Below are 14,434 nucleotides of genomic sequence, written 5' to 3'. Positions count from 1 at the left end.
GGTCACCGACCCAGACCGAAGGGGTCGCTGATGTGCGGGCTCAGCTTGACCGTGGGTGGGGCCGCCGCGTCGTACCAGTCGGCCTGACGGATCGCCTTCATGGCTTCCTTGCGCCCCTCCTGGTCCAGCCGGTCCAGGAACAGCACCCCGTCGAGGTGGTCGGTCTCGTGCTGCACGCACCGCGCCATCAGGCCGGTGCCGACGATCTGCACCGGGTCACCGAAGGAGCTGAAGCCCTTGGCGATGACGTTCTGCCGACGCTTGGTGTCGAAGTAGAGCCCGGGGATCGACAGGCAGCCCTCCGGGCCGTCCTGCTCCTCCTCGTCGGGAAACTCCAGCACCGGATTGATCAGGTGCCCGAGGACGTCGTCGACGTCGAAGGTGAACACCCGCAGACTCACGCCGAGCTGCGGCGCGGCCAGGCCGGCGCCGTTCTGCTCACGCATCGTGTCGGTCAGGTCGGCGACGAGCCGACGCAGCTCGGCGTCGAAGTCGACCACCGGATCGGCCGGCGTGCGCAGCACCGGATCCCCAAACAGACGGATGGGCTGAACGGTCACGCGGGATGGCTCCTTCAACAGGTGGACGGGCATTGCGTACCAGTCTACGGAGTGCCCGGCCGCGCGCTGGCCGGCGTACCTCGATCGGCCACCGCCGGTGTGCCGAGCGTCACCGGCCGGCTGCCGGGCACCGGCCGCGCGCGCCCGGCGGCGACCCCTCGCCGACGTCCGGGCAGTTCGGGGGCGAGCGTCAACTCCGCATCGCGCACCTGGCCGTCGCCCGGCTCAACAGGTCACGTACCCGCTCGACGTCGGGGTGGCCGAGGTCGTCGAGGATGCCCAGCGCCCGCCGCCAGGTGCGGACGGCACCGGCCGTGTCCCCCGCCGCGTGGCGGCTCTCGCCGAGCCGGGACAGGGTGTCCGCCTCGTCGTAGCGGTCGCTGATCCGCCGGTACAGGCCCAGCGCCCGCTGGTAACAGCGAATCGCCGCGCGGTGGTCACCCAACCGGGCGTGGATGAAGCCGAGGCTGTCCCAGGTGTTCGCCTCACCATGCCGGTCGCCGGTCGGGCGCAGCAGCGCCAACGCCTGCTCGCAGTGCGCGAGCGCGGGCCCGTACTGACCGAGCTGGGCGTGTGCCCAACCGACCGCGTTGCGGGCGCTGGCCTCCCCGGCCGGGTGGCCGGCGTCCCGGTACAGCGTCAGGGCCCGCTGGCCGTGGTCCAGCGCCTCGGCATAGCGGCCGAGACCGTCGAACATCGCGCCGAACGCCCGGTGGGTGCGCGCCTGCCCGGTGTGGTCACCCAACGCCTCGAAGATCACCAGGGCCTGCCGGTAGTTGCGGGCCGCCTCCTCCACCCGACCCAGCCGGGAGAGCACCCGGGCCAGGTCGCGGTGGGCGTTCGCCTGCCCGAGCCGGTCGCCCGCCCGCCGGGCCCCGGCCAGGGCGCTCCGCTGGGCGACGGCCAGGTCCGTCCACCGCCCCCGCCGTTGCAGGAAGTCCACGAGTGTCCAGGCCAGCTGCCAGGCGTGGCCGTCGAACCCGGCACGTCTCGCGTGGGCCACCGCCGCCAGCAGCACCGGGTACTCGATGGTGAACCAGGCGAGCGCCTGACCGTGGTTGGTGATCGCCTCGGGCAGCACGCCCGGTGGGGCGGCGTCCAGGGTGACCGGATCCCGGCCCGGTTGCAGCAGCAGCGCGGCCGCGTGGGCGGTGTGCAGGTAGTGATCCAGCCCACGCCGGATCGCGGCCTGCCGGGCTTCCGCCGGCTCGAGACGTTCCGCCAGTTCCGTCGCGTACGCCCGGAGGAGGTCGTGCGCGCCGAACCGGCCGGGGGCCTGCTCGGTGACCAGGTGGGCGTGGGCCAGCTCCGCCAGCAGTCGAGGCACCTGGCCCCGGGGCAGCCCGGCCAGGCTGGCCGCCGCGGCGACCCCCAGCTCCGGCCCCGGATGGCAGCCGAACAGCCGGAACAGGCGCGCCGCCGCGGGCGTCAGGCTCCGGTACGACCAGGAGAAGACCGCCTGCACGTCGCTGCCGGCGTCGCCACCGTCGAACGAGTCCAGCGGGTGCGGCGCCTCGCGCAGCTCGTCGGCGAGGGTGGCCAGGCCGAAGGCGCGATTCGCCGCGCCTCTGGCGGCGAGCACCGCCAACGCCAGCGGCAGCCGCGCACACCGCTCGATGATCTCGTCCACCGCCTGCGGTTCGGCCGCCAGCCGGTCGGCGCCCAGCCGCCGGGCCAACAGTTGCCACGCCTCGGCGGTGCTGAGCAGGCCGACGCCGATCGGCCGGGCGCCGTCGGCGGCGATCAGACCGGCGAGCTGGTTGCGGCTGGTGACCAGGACCAGGCAGCTCGGGCTGCCGACCAGCAGGGGACGGACCTGGTCGATGTCGCGGGCGTTGTCGAGCAGCACCAGCATCCGGCGGCCGGCGAGCAGGCTGCGGTAGAGGCCCACCTGCGCGGGCAGGTGGGTGGGGATGCGTTCGGGCGGCACCTCGAGGGCCTCCAGGAACCCCCGGACCGCCTCGACGGCCGTCACCACCGCTCCGGAGGCGTCGAACCCGCGCAGGTCGACGTAGAGCTGGCCGTCCGGGAAGCGGTCGGCGACCCGGTGCGCCCAGTGCACCGCCAGCGTCGTCTTGCCGACCCCGGCCGTGCCGGACAACGTCATGACGGTGGCCGTCGCCAGGCCGTCCTCCCCGGACCCGCCGGGGCTGGCGCACGCCGCGTCGAGTTCGGCGAGCTGGGCGGCACGCCCGACGAAGCCCGGCAGCGCCGGGGGCAGTTGGCGGGGCACCGGGAAGCGGGCCGCCGGCGTACCGGGGCGCGGGCCACCGGCCCTGGCTCGTCCGGCACCGGCGCTCGCCCGTCCGGTCGTCGCGTGGTCCCGGTTCGGGCTTCGACGGCGCTCCTCGACCCGGTCCCGTGCCGTGGCGAGCACACCCTGCTCGGCGGGGGTTGCCCCGAGCAGCCGGATGAGCGCGTCGAACCGCTCCGGTGGAGGCAGGATGTTGCCGGCGAAGTACTCCCCGATGATCCCGCGCGACCAGCCGGTCTTCGCGGCCAGTTGCCGGTAGGTCAGCTGGGTCTCGCCCTGTTGACGGGCTTCCCGACGACGCAACTGGCGCAGCAACCCGGCCAGCTCCTGCAGTGTCTGCGCCTCCGCGCCGCCGCGGGCCACCTCGAACGCCGCGGACGATCCCGGTGCCGCCGGTCGAACGGAAGGTACCCGTTGGTCGGACATGCGGCTCCCACCCCCCGGTCACCCGGCCGCCCCGGATGCGCACGGGCAGGCTAATTCCGCCCCAGCGCCCTTCGATAGGCGAGCGCCGATGTCTGACAGTTCCCTGTCGGACGGTCGACCGTCCGGCGGTGTCCGGCGGTGTCCAGTCCCGTCCAGGATGCGCCGCGTCGAGCCGACGTCCCATGCCACCGTCCTGGTGCGGGTTCGACCCCGCTCCACACACCCTGGGGGAAGAGGTACTGATGATCCGTCCACATCTGACCGTCCGGCGGTCCCCGTCGCTGCTGCGTCGCGTCGCCGTCGCCGCGTTCGGCCTCACGCTGCTCGCCACGGGCGTGTCCGCCGCACCGGCCACCGCCGCACCCGGAGGCAAGGCCGCCACCACCGGATCGTTCGTCGACAGCACGCCTGTGCCCGGCGGCTTCGCCTCCTGGTCGGAGCTGCTCAAGCTGCAGGAGCGCATGAACACCGCCGCCGCGCGGATCACGAAGGCCGCCGAGCGCAGCGCGACCTCCGGCTTCGCCGGAATCGTCGCCGACCCCACCACCCGACAGCTCCAGGTCTACTGGAAGGGCGAGCCGCCGGCCAACCTGATGGCCACCACCCGGGCCACCGTCGCCACCAAGGTGCTGTCCGCCCCGTACTCACAGCGGGAACTCTTCGCCGCGGCCGACCGGCTGCGGGCCAAGGCCGGCAACCAGATCACCACTGTCGGACCGCGCGCCGACGGCGCCGGCCTGCTCGTCGGCACCCAGGACGGTCTGCTCGGCGCGTCGGCACTCGCCGGTGTCCCGGTGACCGTGCAGACCGGCGTCGCCGCCGCGCCGGCGACCCGGTGGGACGACTCGCCGCCGTGGTGGGGTGGCGCCGCGTGGCGCAACACCGCCACCGGCGGTGGCTGCTCGACCGGCTTCGGTGTCTACCAGGGCGGGGTGACGCGGGTGCTCTCCGCCGCGCACTGCGCCAACCTGAACGTCCTGGCGACCGACCCGACCGGGCAGACGATCGGCACCGTCACCACCCGTAACGTCAGCACCGACACCCTGCTGCTCAACGGCAGCGGGGGCGGCCGGGTCTTCAACAACAGCACCACTGCGGCCGGCGCGGTGGTCAGTGAGTTCAACAACCAGGTGATCGGCGCGACGCCCAGCCAGGTCGGCAACTGGGTGTGCTCCTCCGGCGCGTACTCCGGGACCCGCTGCTCGATCCAGGTGAAGGCCCGCAACCTGTGCATCAACGTGCGCAACTTCGGCACTGTCTGCGGTCAGGTACAGGCCGAGAACACCACCGGCACCAACGCCGTCGGTCAGGGTGACAGCGGCGGCCCGGTGGAGATCGTGAACGCGGCGAACACCCTCCAGGTCTGGGCGACCGGAACCAACACCGCCATCGACGACACCAACACCACGGTGCCCTGCACCGGCTACGTGACCACCGGCCGGGTGTGCGCCTGGCGGTTCTACTACGAGGACATCCTCTCGGGGATGGCCGGCGTCGGCGCCTCCGGCGTGGTCCTCGGCTGAGGCATCGCCTCGACGCGACGAGTGAACAGGTGGCCGGGCCGGCGCGCACCCCGCGTGCCGGCCCGGCCCACCGCTGGGCTCAGGGCGTGTGTCAAAGTCCTCGGTTCGGCCAGGGGCTTTGACACACGCCCTAGACGCCGGCGGCCGGATCCCCGGCGAGCACCGCGTCACCGCGCAGCAGCGCGGGCTCGGGCAGCGGCAGGTGGATCTTGTGCGCCGCCTCCCAGTCGTAGACCAGGCCGGGGCGGACCTGGGCGGCGAAGTAGTCGATCGCCGTCATGCCCCCCACGACCGGCTCGTCGACCTCCGCGACCAGTTGGGCGGGGACCAGCGAGAACCCGTTCTGCAGGGCGGCGCTGAGCCGGCGGTGACCGTCGACGACGAAGAAGTACTCACCTGTGAAACCGATCTTCAGCGGTTCGAGGGCCTCGTCGCCGGCCTCGGCCACGTCGCCGACGAAGTCGGTGTCCCACAGACCCCGCAGGGTGGCGATGTCCTCGGTCGGGTAGACGCGGGCCGGGTCCAGCAGCAGCAGCGGCGGCCCGTCGCGCAGCACCTCGGCGCCGAGCGTGCCCTCGTACGCGGCGACGATGTGCTCGATCACCTCGGTGGCCGACGCACGTGTGGTGTCGCAGATCAGGTCGTAGTTGCGCAGGCGGGCCTTGTCCACCCCGTACCGGACGATGAACCGGCTGCGCTCGCTGGCGCTGCGTTCCCGGAGCTTGGCCTTGGCCTCGTCCAGGGAGGCGTAGCTCTCCGCCGGCCCGGACGGGCGGGCGAGCACCCGGCGGGCCGCCTCACCCGGCTCGGTGATCATGTGCACCTTGAGCGCGTCGGTGAAGAAGTGCCAGGCCAGCCGGGAGTCCATGATGAGGCGCTCACCGGAGGCGGCGATGTCCCGCTGGAGCTGGTCGACGTAGCCGTCGACGGCCTGGTCGAGCTCGGCGTGCAGATTGAGCTGCAGAGCGGTCATCTGCCGCTGCTGCGCCATCTCGCGGTAGAGGTCTCCCACACTGACCCGGCGCATGCCGAGCCGCTTGGCGATCTCGACCGACACGGTGCTCTTGCCGCTGCCGAGGTCGCCGTTGAAGACGATCGATTGTCCAACGGTCACGACTGGTCCACCCCTGCTCACCGGCTCAAAGACATCATCGACATCGCGTCCGACCGACGCGTTCCCGCCATCGTCGCGCCATCCTGCGGCGGCCCCAGCTCGGCGCCTGTGACGCTCCGTCGCAACCTGGAGTCGTCGTACGCCTTGGCATGACGGGCGATGCTACCACTCCGCCGCCACCGCTTTGTCGGACGCGGTGTGCGAGGGCCGGCCGCGCGGGCCGGGGTCGCTGCCCGCCGGCACCCACCGGAACTGCTCAGAACAGGCTCAGCGGGTCGACCTGGAGACGAACCGGATCGGCGGCCTTGCGGGCGGCGCGGGCACCGGCGGCCGAGTGCAGCGCCTCGGCGAGCGCGGCAGCCCGGGCCCGGGGCACCCGGACCAGCATCCGTTCCCGGCCCTCCTCGGCCGGCACCGGCCCGAGCACCTCGGCGTCGTCGGGCAGCCGGGCCGCGCCGAGCAGGTCGGCCACCGCCTCGGCCGTGCCTGTGACGCTCGCCATCCGGACGGCCGGCGGGAAGCCCAACTCCCGGCGCTCGGCCAACTCCCGGCCGGCGAACCAGGCGGCGTCCCAGCGCAGCAGCGCCTGCACCGGGGCGAGCGCACCGTCGGCGACCACCACCACCCGGCCCGCCGGCGCCGGACGGGCCAGGGCCGCCGCCGCCAGCCAGCGGCGCAACGCCTCCTCGCCGGCCCGCAGGTCGGCCCGGGTCAGCAGGGCCCACGAGTCGAGCAGCAGCACCGCGCCGTAGCCGCCCTCGGCGACCGGTTCGGCGCCGGGCGTGGTCACCACCAGGGCCGCGCCGCCGGGCACGTCGGTCAGCACCTCCTCGCGCCCCGAGGTGCGTACCGGCACACCGGGGAACGCCCGACCCAGCTCCTCGGCGGTCCGCCGGGCGCCTGTCACCGCGGCCCGCAGTCGCCGTCCACCGCAGTGCGGGCAGGCGTACGCGGCGGCCACCCGGGCGCACCACCGGCAGGCCGGAGTGCCGCCGGCCGAGGGCAGCGCGAGCGGCCCGGAGCAGTGCTCGCAGCGGGCCGGGGTGCGGCACTCGGCGCAGGAGACCGACGGCAGGTAGCCGCGACGGGGCACCTGCACCAGCACCGGCAGGTCCTGCCGCAGGGCGTCGCGGGCGGCCGTCCAGGCCAGGCTGGGCAGTCGGGCGGTGGCGGCCCCCGGGTCGCGGGCCAGTTGCGGGTCGTCGCCGGTCGGCGCGATGGCCGGGATCCGAGCCCGTACGGTGGCCCGTTCGGCCACCACCTCCCGCGCCCAGCCGGTCTCCAGCAGCAGCTGCGCCTCGGCGGTGCGGGCGTACCCGCCGACCAGCGCACCGGCCTCGGCGAGCTGGACGCGGGTGAGCAGCACGTCGCGGGCGTGCGGGTAGGGCGAGCGGGGCTCGGAGTGCAGGTCGTCACCGTCGTCCCAGATGGCGACGAGGCCGAGCCGGTCCACCGGGGCGAACATCGCCGCCCGGGTGCCGATCACCACCGAGACCTGCCCGCGGCGGGCGGCGAGGAACGCCCGGTAGCGCCGGGCCGGACCGAGGGCGGCGGAGAGGCTGACGTGCCGCCCCGGGCCGAGCACGCCGGTGAGCGCGGCGTCCAGCCGCTCCAGGTCGCGGGCGTCGGGCACCACGACCACCGCGCCGCGCCCGCCGGCGACGGTGGCGGCCACCGCGTCGGCGTAGCGGGCCGCCCAGTCCTCGCCGGGCAGCGCCGACCAGACCGCGCGGGGCGCCCGGCCGTCGGTGAGCGCCCGCAGCAGCGCCGGGCCCGTCGGGTAGTCCCGCCACCCGCGCGGGTCGACCGCCCCCGCAGTCCCCGGAGCGACGGGCTCCGGCCGCACGGTCACGGACGCGGTGGGCTCCCGCCGCACGGTCGCCGGGTCGACGGTCCCGGGCTCCATGGTCGCGGACACGGTGGGCCCGGGCCGCACGGCCGAGGGATCGGCGGCCGGTGCGTCGGCGTCCGCCGGGGTGGACTGGTCGTCGCGGGGCTCCTTCTCGACCCGGGCGTGCCGGGGTGGGACGGCGAGCCGGAGCACGTCGGCGAGGCTGCCCGCGTACCGGTCGGCGACCGCGCGGGCCAGCCGGGCGATCTCCGGCGCCAGCACCGGCTCCGGCGAGACGACCTTCTCCAGGTACGCGAGCCGGCCGGTGTGCCCGGAGTCGTCGGCGCGGGACAACAGCCACCCGTCGACGAGCTTTCCGGCGAAGCGCACCTTCACGCGGGTGCCGGGCACCGCCACCGCGTCCAGCTCGGCCGGCACCAGGTAGTCGAACGGCCGGTCCAGGTGCGCCAGTCCGACATCCACGCAGACGCGCGCGACCGGCGACCCGTCCGCGGGTCGCCGGTCGCTACGCGTGGTGGCGGTCAGGCTCCCGCGGCCGACTTGAGGTCGGCGGCCCGGTCGGTGCTCTCCCAGGTCAGGTCCGGCAGCTCCCGGCCGAAGTGGCCGTAGGCGGCGGTCTGCTGGTAGATCGGGCGGAGCAGGTTGAGGTCCCGGATGATCGCGGCCGGGCGCAGGTCGAACACCTCGGCGACGGCCTTCTCGATCGAGGACACCGGCACCGTCTCGGTGCCGAACGTCTCGATGAACAGGCTCACCGGGTGGGCCTTGCCGATGGCGTAGGCGACCTGCGCCTCGCAGCGCTCGGCGAGGCCGGCGGCGACCACGTTCTTGGCGACCCAACGCATCGCGTACGCGGCGGAGCGGTCCACCTTGGACGGATCCTTGCCGGAGAACGCGCCGCCGCCGTGGCGGGCGTAGCCGCCGTAGGTGTCGACGATGATCTTGCGCCCGGTCAGGCCGGCGTCACCCATCGGGCCACCGATCTCGAACCGGCCGGTCGGATTGACGAGCAGCCGGTAGCCGTCGGTGTCCAGACCGAGGCTCTCCAGCTCCGGGGCGATCACGTGGTCGCGCACGTCGGGGGTGAGCAGCGAGTCCAACGAGATGTCCGCGGCGTGCTGGCTGGACACGACAACTGTGTTCAACCGGACCGGGCGCAGCCCCTCGTACTCGATCGTCACCTGGGTCTTGCCGTCCGGCCGCAGGTAGGGAATCGTGCCGTCCTTGCGCACGGCGGCCAGCCGGCGGGCCAAGCGGTGGGCCAGGGCGATCGGCAACGGCATCAGCTCGGGCGTCTCCGAGCAGGCGAAGCCGAACATCATGCCCTGGTCGCCGGCGCCCTGCGCGTCGAGCGCGCTCTCCGACGCCCCGGTACGCAGCTCGAAGGCGTTGTCCACGCCCTGCGCGATGTCCTCGGACTGCGCGCCGATGGAGACGCTGACGCCGCAGGACGCCCCGTCGAAGCCCTTCTTCGACGAGTCGTAGCCGATGTCGAGGATGGTGCGGCGGACGATCGTCGGGATGTCGGCGTACGCCTTGGTGGTCACCTCACCGGCGATGTGCACCTGGCCAGTGGTGATCATGGTCTCCACCGCGACCCGGCTGTGTGGATCCTCGGTCAGCAACGCGTCGAGGATGCCATCGCTGATCTGGTCGGCGATCTTGTCCGGGTGGCCTTCCGTGACCGATTCGGACGTGAAGAGGCGGCGTGTCACGGCACTCCTAAGCGTGTGAGGTCGTTCCGCGGCAGTCTAATCACCACTGCGGCCGGTGTAGGGACCGGTCGCGCTCTGTTCCACCCGTCAGGAGCGGACCGGCAAACGCGCCACGACGAGATCCCAGACGGTATCGGCCACGGCCTCCTTGGCCTGCTCGGGCAGCCGGCTGACCGAGCCGTCCGCGCCGACGACGGTCACCGTGTTGGTGTCGGCGCCGAAGACCAGGTCGGGGCCGACCTCGTTGATGACGATCAGGTCGGCCCGCTTCCGGGCGAGCTTCCCCCGGCCGTTGGCCTCGGCATCGCCGGTCTCGGCGGCGAACACCACGAGCAGCTGCCCCGGCCGTTTGCGCTGGCCGAGCTCCGCCGCGATGTCCGGGTTCGTGACGAGCTCGATGGTGGGCGCGACACCGTCGTCGGACTTCTTGATTTTGCCAGGCGCGTAGGTCGCCGGCCGGAAATCGGCCGGAGCCGCCGCCATCACCACCGCGTCGGCCTCGACGGCGGCCTTCAGCGTCGCCTCCCGCAACTCGGCGGTGGTGCCGACCCGGATCAGGTCGACGCCGGCGGGGTCGGCGAGGGAGACGTTGGCCGCGATCAGCGTGACCCGGGCGCCTCGGGCGACCGCCGCGCGGGCGAACGCGTACCCCTGCTTGCCCGACGAGCGGTTGCCCAGGAAGCGGACCGGGTCCAGCGGCTCCCGGGTGCCACCGGCGGTGACGACCACCCGGCGGCCGGCCAGGTCGGCGGGCGCGGACCCGCCCCGGGCCAGGACCCGACGGGCGACGGCGAAGATCTCCGCCGGGTCCGGCAGCCGACCCTTGCCGGTGTCGACGCCGGTGAGCCGCCCGACGGCCGGGTCGATGACCCGGACCCCCCGGGAGCGCAGCGTGGCGACGTTGGCCACGGTGGCCGGGTGCTCCCACATCTCGGTGTGCATGGCCGGGGCCAGCAACACCGGGCAGCGGGCGGTCAGCAGGGTGTTGGTCAGCAGGTCGTCGGCGAGCCCGTGCGCGGCCTTGGCGAGCAGGTCGGTGGTGGTCGGCGCGACCACCACCAGGTCGGCCTGCTGACCGAGCCGGACGTGCGGCACCTCGTGGACGTCGGTCCAGACGTCGTCGGCGACCGGCTGGCCGGAGAGCGCCGCCCAGGTCGGCGCCCCGACGAAGCGGAGCGCCGACGCGGTCGGCACGACCCGAACCCGGTGGCCCGATTCGGTGAAGAGTCGCAGCAGCTCACACGCCTTGTAGGCGGCGATGCCGCCGCCGACCCCGAGGACGATCGAGGCGGACATCGGCCGGCGGGAGCTTACGGCTGGTCGGTCGGCTCGGCGGTGAGCAGGCCCGCGTTGATCTCGCGCATGGCGATGGAGAGGGGCTTCTCCTGCGGGGTGGTCTCGACGAGCGGGCCGACGTACTCCAGCAGGCCCTCGCCGAGCTGGCTGTAGTAGGCGTTGACCTGACGCGCGCGCTTGGCGGCGAAGATGACAAGCGCGTACTTCGACGTCGTCTTCTCGAGGAGCTCGTCGATCGGCGGGTTGGTGATGCCTTCGGGGTTGGCGATGGATCCCACGAATTAACCTCTGCGTCTTTCGAGCCGCGCGCACGCGGTGCTGAGTCTCAACGGCGCCGGCGGTCAGCCGCGCACGCGCGACCAGGCCGGGTCCGGATAAGAAGAACCGAGTAAGCCTACCAGCTCGTCGACCACCCGCTCGGTGCGGTCGTGGGTCAGCGTGTGCGCGAAGGCGGCCGTCACGGCGGGGTCGGGCGCGTACCCGGGTGGGCTCAGCAGCACCAACCGCGCGGCGGGCAGGCGCGCCCGCACCAGCGAGGCGCCCGGCAGGTCGAGCGGGAGCAGCACCTGCTGCCCGGCGTCGAGCCGGGCCCGCAGCGGCGGGTAGGGCGTGCCCCGGCGGTATCCGCCGATCCGGGACCACTCCAGCAGCTCGCCGACGGCGAGCCGGCGATCGAACTCGGCGGGGGCGAGGAAGACGCGGTCGTCCCCGTCGATCTCCGACTCCCGGCGCGGGCGGGTGGTTGCCGGCACCGGGATCCACACGGACGGAGAACGCGCCCGGACCAACTCGACGACACTCTCCCTGCCGGAACCCGAAGGTCCAGCCAGGACAGTGAGCCGAGCAGCCGGGCGCGCCTCGTCATCCGTGCTCACTGCTTGTTTCTACACGCTGCCAGGTTCAGTTGGCGGCGAACTCTCCAAGCAGTGCCTTGCGCTGCTGCTCGCCGAGGCCACGCAGGCGACGGCTGTCGGCGATCTTGAGCTTCTCCATGATCTGGGTAGCCCGGATCTTGCCGATACCCGGCATGGCCTGCAGGACGGCCGAAACCTTGAGCTTTCCGACGACGTCGTCGCTCTCGGCGCGCTCGAGGACGGCACCAAGAGTGGTCTTGCCCTGCTTGAGCTGCTCCTTCAGCTGAGCACGGGCCTTGCGGATCTCCGCGGCCTTCTCGAGCGCGGCAGCGCGTTGTTCGGGGGTCAGTGACGGGAGCGGCACCAGTTCTCCTCAGGTCCCTATCGCGGCGGGCGGGGCGCACCGCCGCATCTGTGAAACGTGGTGTCGCTGTGAACCAAGGGGTCCATGGTTCCCAGCGCGGGGAAAACTAGCGGCCAACGGAGCTTTCGGCAACGTGGGGGCCGCATGATCACCGTAAGGTGACCGACCCGTCAGTCAGTCACCGGGCAGGCAGAACGGCCCGACAGTCGGCCAACACCCGGTCCGCGGCGGCCCGCAGGGCGTCGACATCGGGGCCGGCCGAGAGCACTTCCCGGGAGTACGACGGGAGCACCGAGGCGAGGCTCGAACCGAAGACGGTACGCAGATCGGCGGCACCCGCACCCTGCGCGCCGAGCCCCGGGGCGAGCAGCGGACCCCGCACGTCGGAGAGGTCGTGACCGGTGTCACCGATGGTCGCGCCAACCACCAGACCGAAGCTTCCGAGCGGAATCGCACCCCGGTTGAGCTGGGAAATCTCGTCGATCACGGTTTGCGCCACGGTCCGGCCGTCGGCCGTGCGCGCCCGCTGCACGGCCGCGCCCTCGGGGTTGGAAGTGAGGGCCAGCACGAACACTCCGCCGCCGTGCTCGGCGGCCAGCTCGAACATCGGCGCCAGCGAACCTACTCCGAGGTAGGGGCTCGCGGTGACCGCGTCGACATACATCGGGCTGGATGGATCGAGATACGCCGAGGCGTACGCGCGCACCGTCGAGCCGATGTCGCCGCGCTTCACGTCGAGGAGAACGAGCGAGCCAGCATTCCGTAACTGTCGGATAGTTGACTCAAGGATCTCCACTCCGCGGGATCCGAATCGCTCGAAAAAGGCCGACTGAGGCTTCACCACCGCAACCCGGTCACCGAGCGCCTCGACGACTGTCCGGGCGAACCGGTCCAGTCCCGAAACGTCGTCCGGGAGGCCCCAGCCGGCCAGCAGACCGGGATGCGGGTCGATGCCCACGCAGAGCGGCCCCCGCTCGCTGATCGCCCGGTGCAGCCGGGTTCCGAAGCTCTCCATCCGGTACTCCCTCTCTCCTGCCGGGCGGCGGAGCGCCTCCCGGGTGTCCGTTGACGAAGCGGTTCAGCCGGCCGCCACCGCCGCCGCCACCCCGGCCGTGATCCGGGCCAGGTCGGCGTCGTCGGTGACGTACGGCGGCATCGTGTAGACCAGATCGCGGAACGGGCGCAGCCACACCCCCTGATCGGCCGCGGCGACGGTGGCCGCGCCGAGGTCGACGTCGTGGTCGAGCTGGACCACCCCGATCGCGCCGAGCACCCGCACGTCGGCCACGCCGGGCGCACCGCGCAGGGGCTCCAGGCCGGCGCGCAGGCCGGCACCGACCCTGGCCACCTGGGCCGACCAGTCCCCGGCCCGCAGCAGCCCGATGGAGGCGTTGGCCACCGCGCAGGCCAACGGGTTGCCCATGAACGTGGGTCCGTGCGCCAGCACGCCGGCGGAGGAGATGCCCCGGGCGACCTCCGGGGTGCAGAGCGTCGCCGCGAGCGTCAGGTAGCCCCCGGTGAGCGCCTTGCCCAGGCACAGCACGTCCGGCGTCACCCCGGCGTGCTCGGCGGCGAACATCGCACCGGTACGGCCGAACCCGGTGGCGATCTCGTCGAAGATCAGCAGCACCCCGTGCGCCCGGGTCACCTCGCGCAGCGCCCGCAGGTAACCCGGATGGTGGAACCGCATCCCCCCGGCGCCCTGGACGACCGGCTCGACGATCACCGCGGCCAGTTCGTCGGCGTGCCGCTCGACGGTCTCCGCCAACGCCGCCACGTACGCGTCGTCCGGCGGGTCGGTGAAGCCGCCGGGCGGGACCGGGGCGAACACCTGCCGGGGCAGCACGTCACCCCAGAGGTGGTGCATGCCGCCCTCCGGGTCACAGACGCTCATCGGGTGGAACGTGTCGCCGTGGTAGCCGCCCCGCCAGGTCGCCAACCTGCGCCGCTGCGGTCGACCGACGGCCCGCTGGTACTGCAGGCACATCTTCACCGCCACCTCGACGCTCACCGAGCCGGAGTCGGCCAGGAACACGTGTTCCAGACCATCCGGGGTCAGCTCGACGAGGTTCCGGGCGAGCCGTACGGCGGGCTCGTGGGTGAGCCCGCCGAACATCACATGGCTCATCCGGCCGAGCTGGTCGGTCACCGCCGCGTCCAGCACCGGGTGCCGGTAGCCGTGGATCGCCGCCCACCAGGACGACATGCCGTCCACCAGCTCCCGCCCGTCGGCCAGCCGCAGCCGCACCCCCTCGGCGCTCTCCACCACGTACGGCGGGTTCGTCGGCGGCAGCGTGGCGTACGGATGCCAGACGTGGGCCCGATCGGCGGACAGGATCTCCTCGGGTGTCACGCGTACTCCTTCGTGCCTCAAGCGGCCCGGACGGCGGACGTCCTGCGGCCGGGTCGAACCTCGCCGACGCCGCCTCCCCCGCCGTCGCTTCTACGGCCGCCGCCTTTGCTCTGCACCCGCGGA

At 73.2% G+C, this 14,434-nt stretch carries 12 protein-coding genes; 1 reads left to right on the top strand and 11 read right to left on the bottom strand.

Annotated features, from left to right (window positions below):
• Nucleotides 1-2: 2 nt before the first annotated feature.
• Complete coding sequence (gene def, locus ACGFH8_RS16985) at nt 3-560, bottom strand: peptide deformylase (protein ID WP_393367876.1); 558 nt, start codon at nt 558-560, stop codon at nt 3-5.
• Between the two features lie 190 nt (nt 561-750).
• Nucleotides 751-3,240 carry an ATP-binding protein gene (locus ACGFH8_RS16980; protein WP_393367874.1) on the bottom strand — a complete coding sequence of 830 codons (2,490 nt, stop codon included), beginning with the start codon at nt 3,238-3,240 and terminating at the stop codon, nt 751-753.
• A gap of 242 nt (nt 3,241-3,482) precedes the next feature.
• On the opposite strand from ACGFH8_RS16980, the gene ACGFH8_RS16975 reads away from it, so the two are divergent.
• Nucleotides 3,483-4,763, top strand: coding sequence for a hypothetical protein (locus ACGFH8_RS16975; protein ID WP_393367872.1), 1,281 nt, complete (start codon nt 3,483-3,485; stop codon nt 4,761-4,763).
• Nucleotides 4,764-4,893: 130 nt separating this feature from the next.
• Here the strand turns inward: ACGFH8_RS16975 and ACGFH8_RS16970 are convergent, their stop codons facing one another.
• The 9 genes from ACGFH8_RS16970 to ACGFH8_RS16930 all read right to left on the bottom strand — a co-directional run bounded on the left by ACGFH8_RS16970 (nt 4,894) and on the right by ACGFH8_RS16930 (nt 14,311).
• Nucleotides 4,894-5,877 carry an AAA family ATPase gene (locus tag ACGFH8_RS16970; protein WP_393367871.1) on the bottom strand — a complete coding sequence of 328 codons (984 nt, stop codon included), beginning with the start codon at nt 5,875-5,877 and terminating at the stop codon, nt 4,894-4,896.
• Nucleotides 5,878-6,133: 256 nt separating this feature from the next.
• A complete protein-coding gene (locus ACGFH8_RS16965) occupies nt 6,134-8,191 on the bottom strand; it encodes a primosomal protein N' (RefSeq protein WP_393367869.1) in 2,058 nt (685 codons plus the stop codon).
• Nucleotides 8,192-8,250: 59 nt separating this feature from the next.
• Nucleotides 8,251-9,444: a methionine adenosyltransferase gene (metK, locus tag ACGFH8_RS16960; protein WP_357812654.1), complete on the bottom strand. Its 1,194-nt coding sequence runs from the start codon at nt 9,442-9,444 to the stop codon at nt 8,251-8,253.
• Nucleotides 9,445-9,531: 87 nt separating this feature from the next.
• Nucleotides 9,532-10,740 (bottom strand): bifunctional phosphopantothenoylcysteine decarboxylase/phosphopantothenate--cysteine ligase CoaBC, encoded by a 1,209-nt coding sequence (gene coaBC, locus ACGFH8_RS16955; RefSeq protein ID WP_393367868.1) that lies wholly within the window; start codon nt 10,738-10,740, stop codon nt 9,532-9,534.
• A gap of 14 nt (nt 10,741-10,754) precedes the next feature.
• Nucleotides 10,755-11,018, bottom strand: coding sequence for a DNA-directed RNA polymerase subunit omega (gene rpoZ / locus ACGFH8_RS16950; RefSeq protein WP_007075826.1), 264 nt, complete (start codon nt 11,016-11,018; stop codon nt 10,755-10,757).
• A gap of 63 nt (nt 11,019-11,081) precedes the next feature.
• A complete protein-coding gene (locus tag ACGFH8_RS16945; protein WP_393367866.1) occupies nt 11,082-11,615 on the bottom strand; it encodes a guanylate kinase in 534 nt (177 codons plus the stop codon).
• Nucleotides 11,616-11,640: 25 nt separating this feature from the next.
• The gene (gene mihF / locus ACGFH8_RS16940; protein WP_030335662.1) at nt 11,641-11,958 is read right to left on the bottom strand and encodes an integration host factor, actinobacterial type; all 318 of its coding nucleotides are present in this window, start codon (nt 11,956-11,958) and stop codon (nt 11,641-11,643) included.
• 178 nt (nt 11,959-12,136) lie between these two features.
• The gene (pyrF, locus tag ACGFH8_RS16935; RefSeq protein ID WP_393367865.1) at nt 12,137-12,973 is read right to left on the bottom strand and encodes an orotidine-5'-phosphate decarboxylase; all 837 of its coding nucleotides are present in this window, start codon (nt 12,971-12,973) and stop codon (nt 12,137-12,139) included.
• Nucleotides 12,974-13,036: 63 nt separating this feature from the next.
• A complete protein-coding gene (locus ACGFH8_RS16930) occupies nt 13,037-14,311 on the bottom strand; it encodes an adenosylmethionine--8-amino-7-oxononanoate transaminase (protein WP_393367863.1) in 1,275 nt (424 codons plus the stop codon).
• Nucleotides 14,312-14,434 lie beyond the last annotated feature (123 nt).

The organism is Micromonospora sp. NPDC049175, from assembly GCF_043197345.1.
GTDB lineage: Bacteria > Actinomycetota > Actinomycetes > Mycobacteriales > Micromonosporaceae > Micromonospora.
This window is presented reverse-complemented; position numbering and strand designations above follow the sequence as displayed.

Coding starts and splice junctions, on each gene's coding strand:
- ACGFH8_RS16980 (WP_393367874.1), bottom strand. CDS start 3,240: ATGTCCGACCAACGGGTACCTTCCGTTCGACCGGCGGCACCGGGATCG.
- ACGFH8_RS16975 (WP_393367872.1), top strand. CDS start 3,483: ATGATCCGTCCACATCTGACCGTCCGGCGGTCCCCGTCGCTGCTGCGT.
- coaBC (WP_393367868.1), bottom strand. CDS start 10,740: ATGTCCGCCTCGATCGTCCTCGGGGTCGGCGGCGGCATCGCCGCCTAC.
- pyrF (WP_393367865.1), bottom strand. CDS start 12,973: ATGGAGAGCTTCGGAACCCGGCTGCACCGGGCGATCAGCGAGCGGGGG.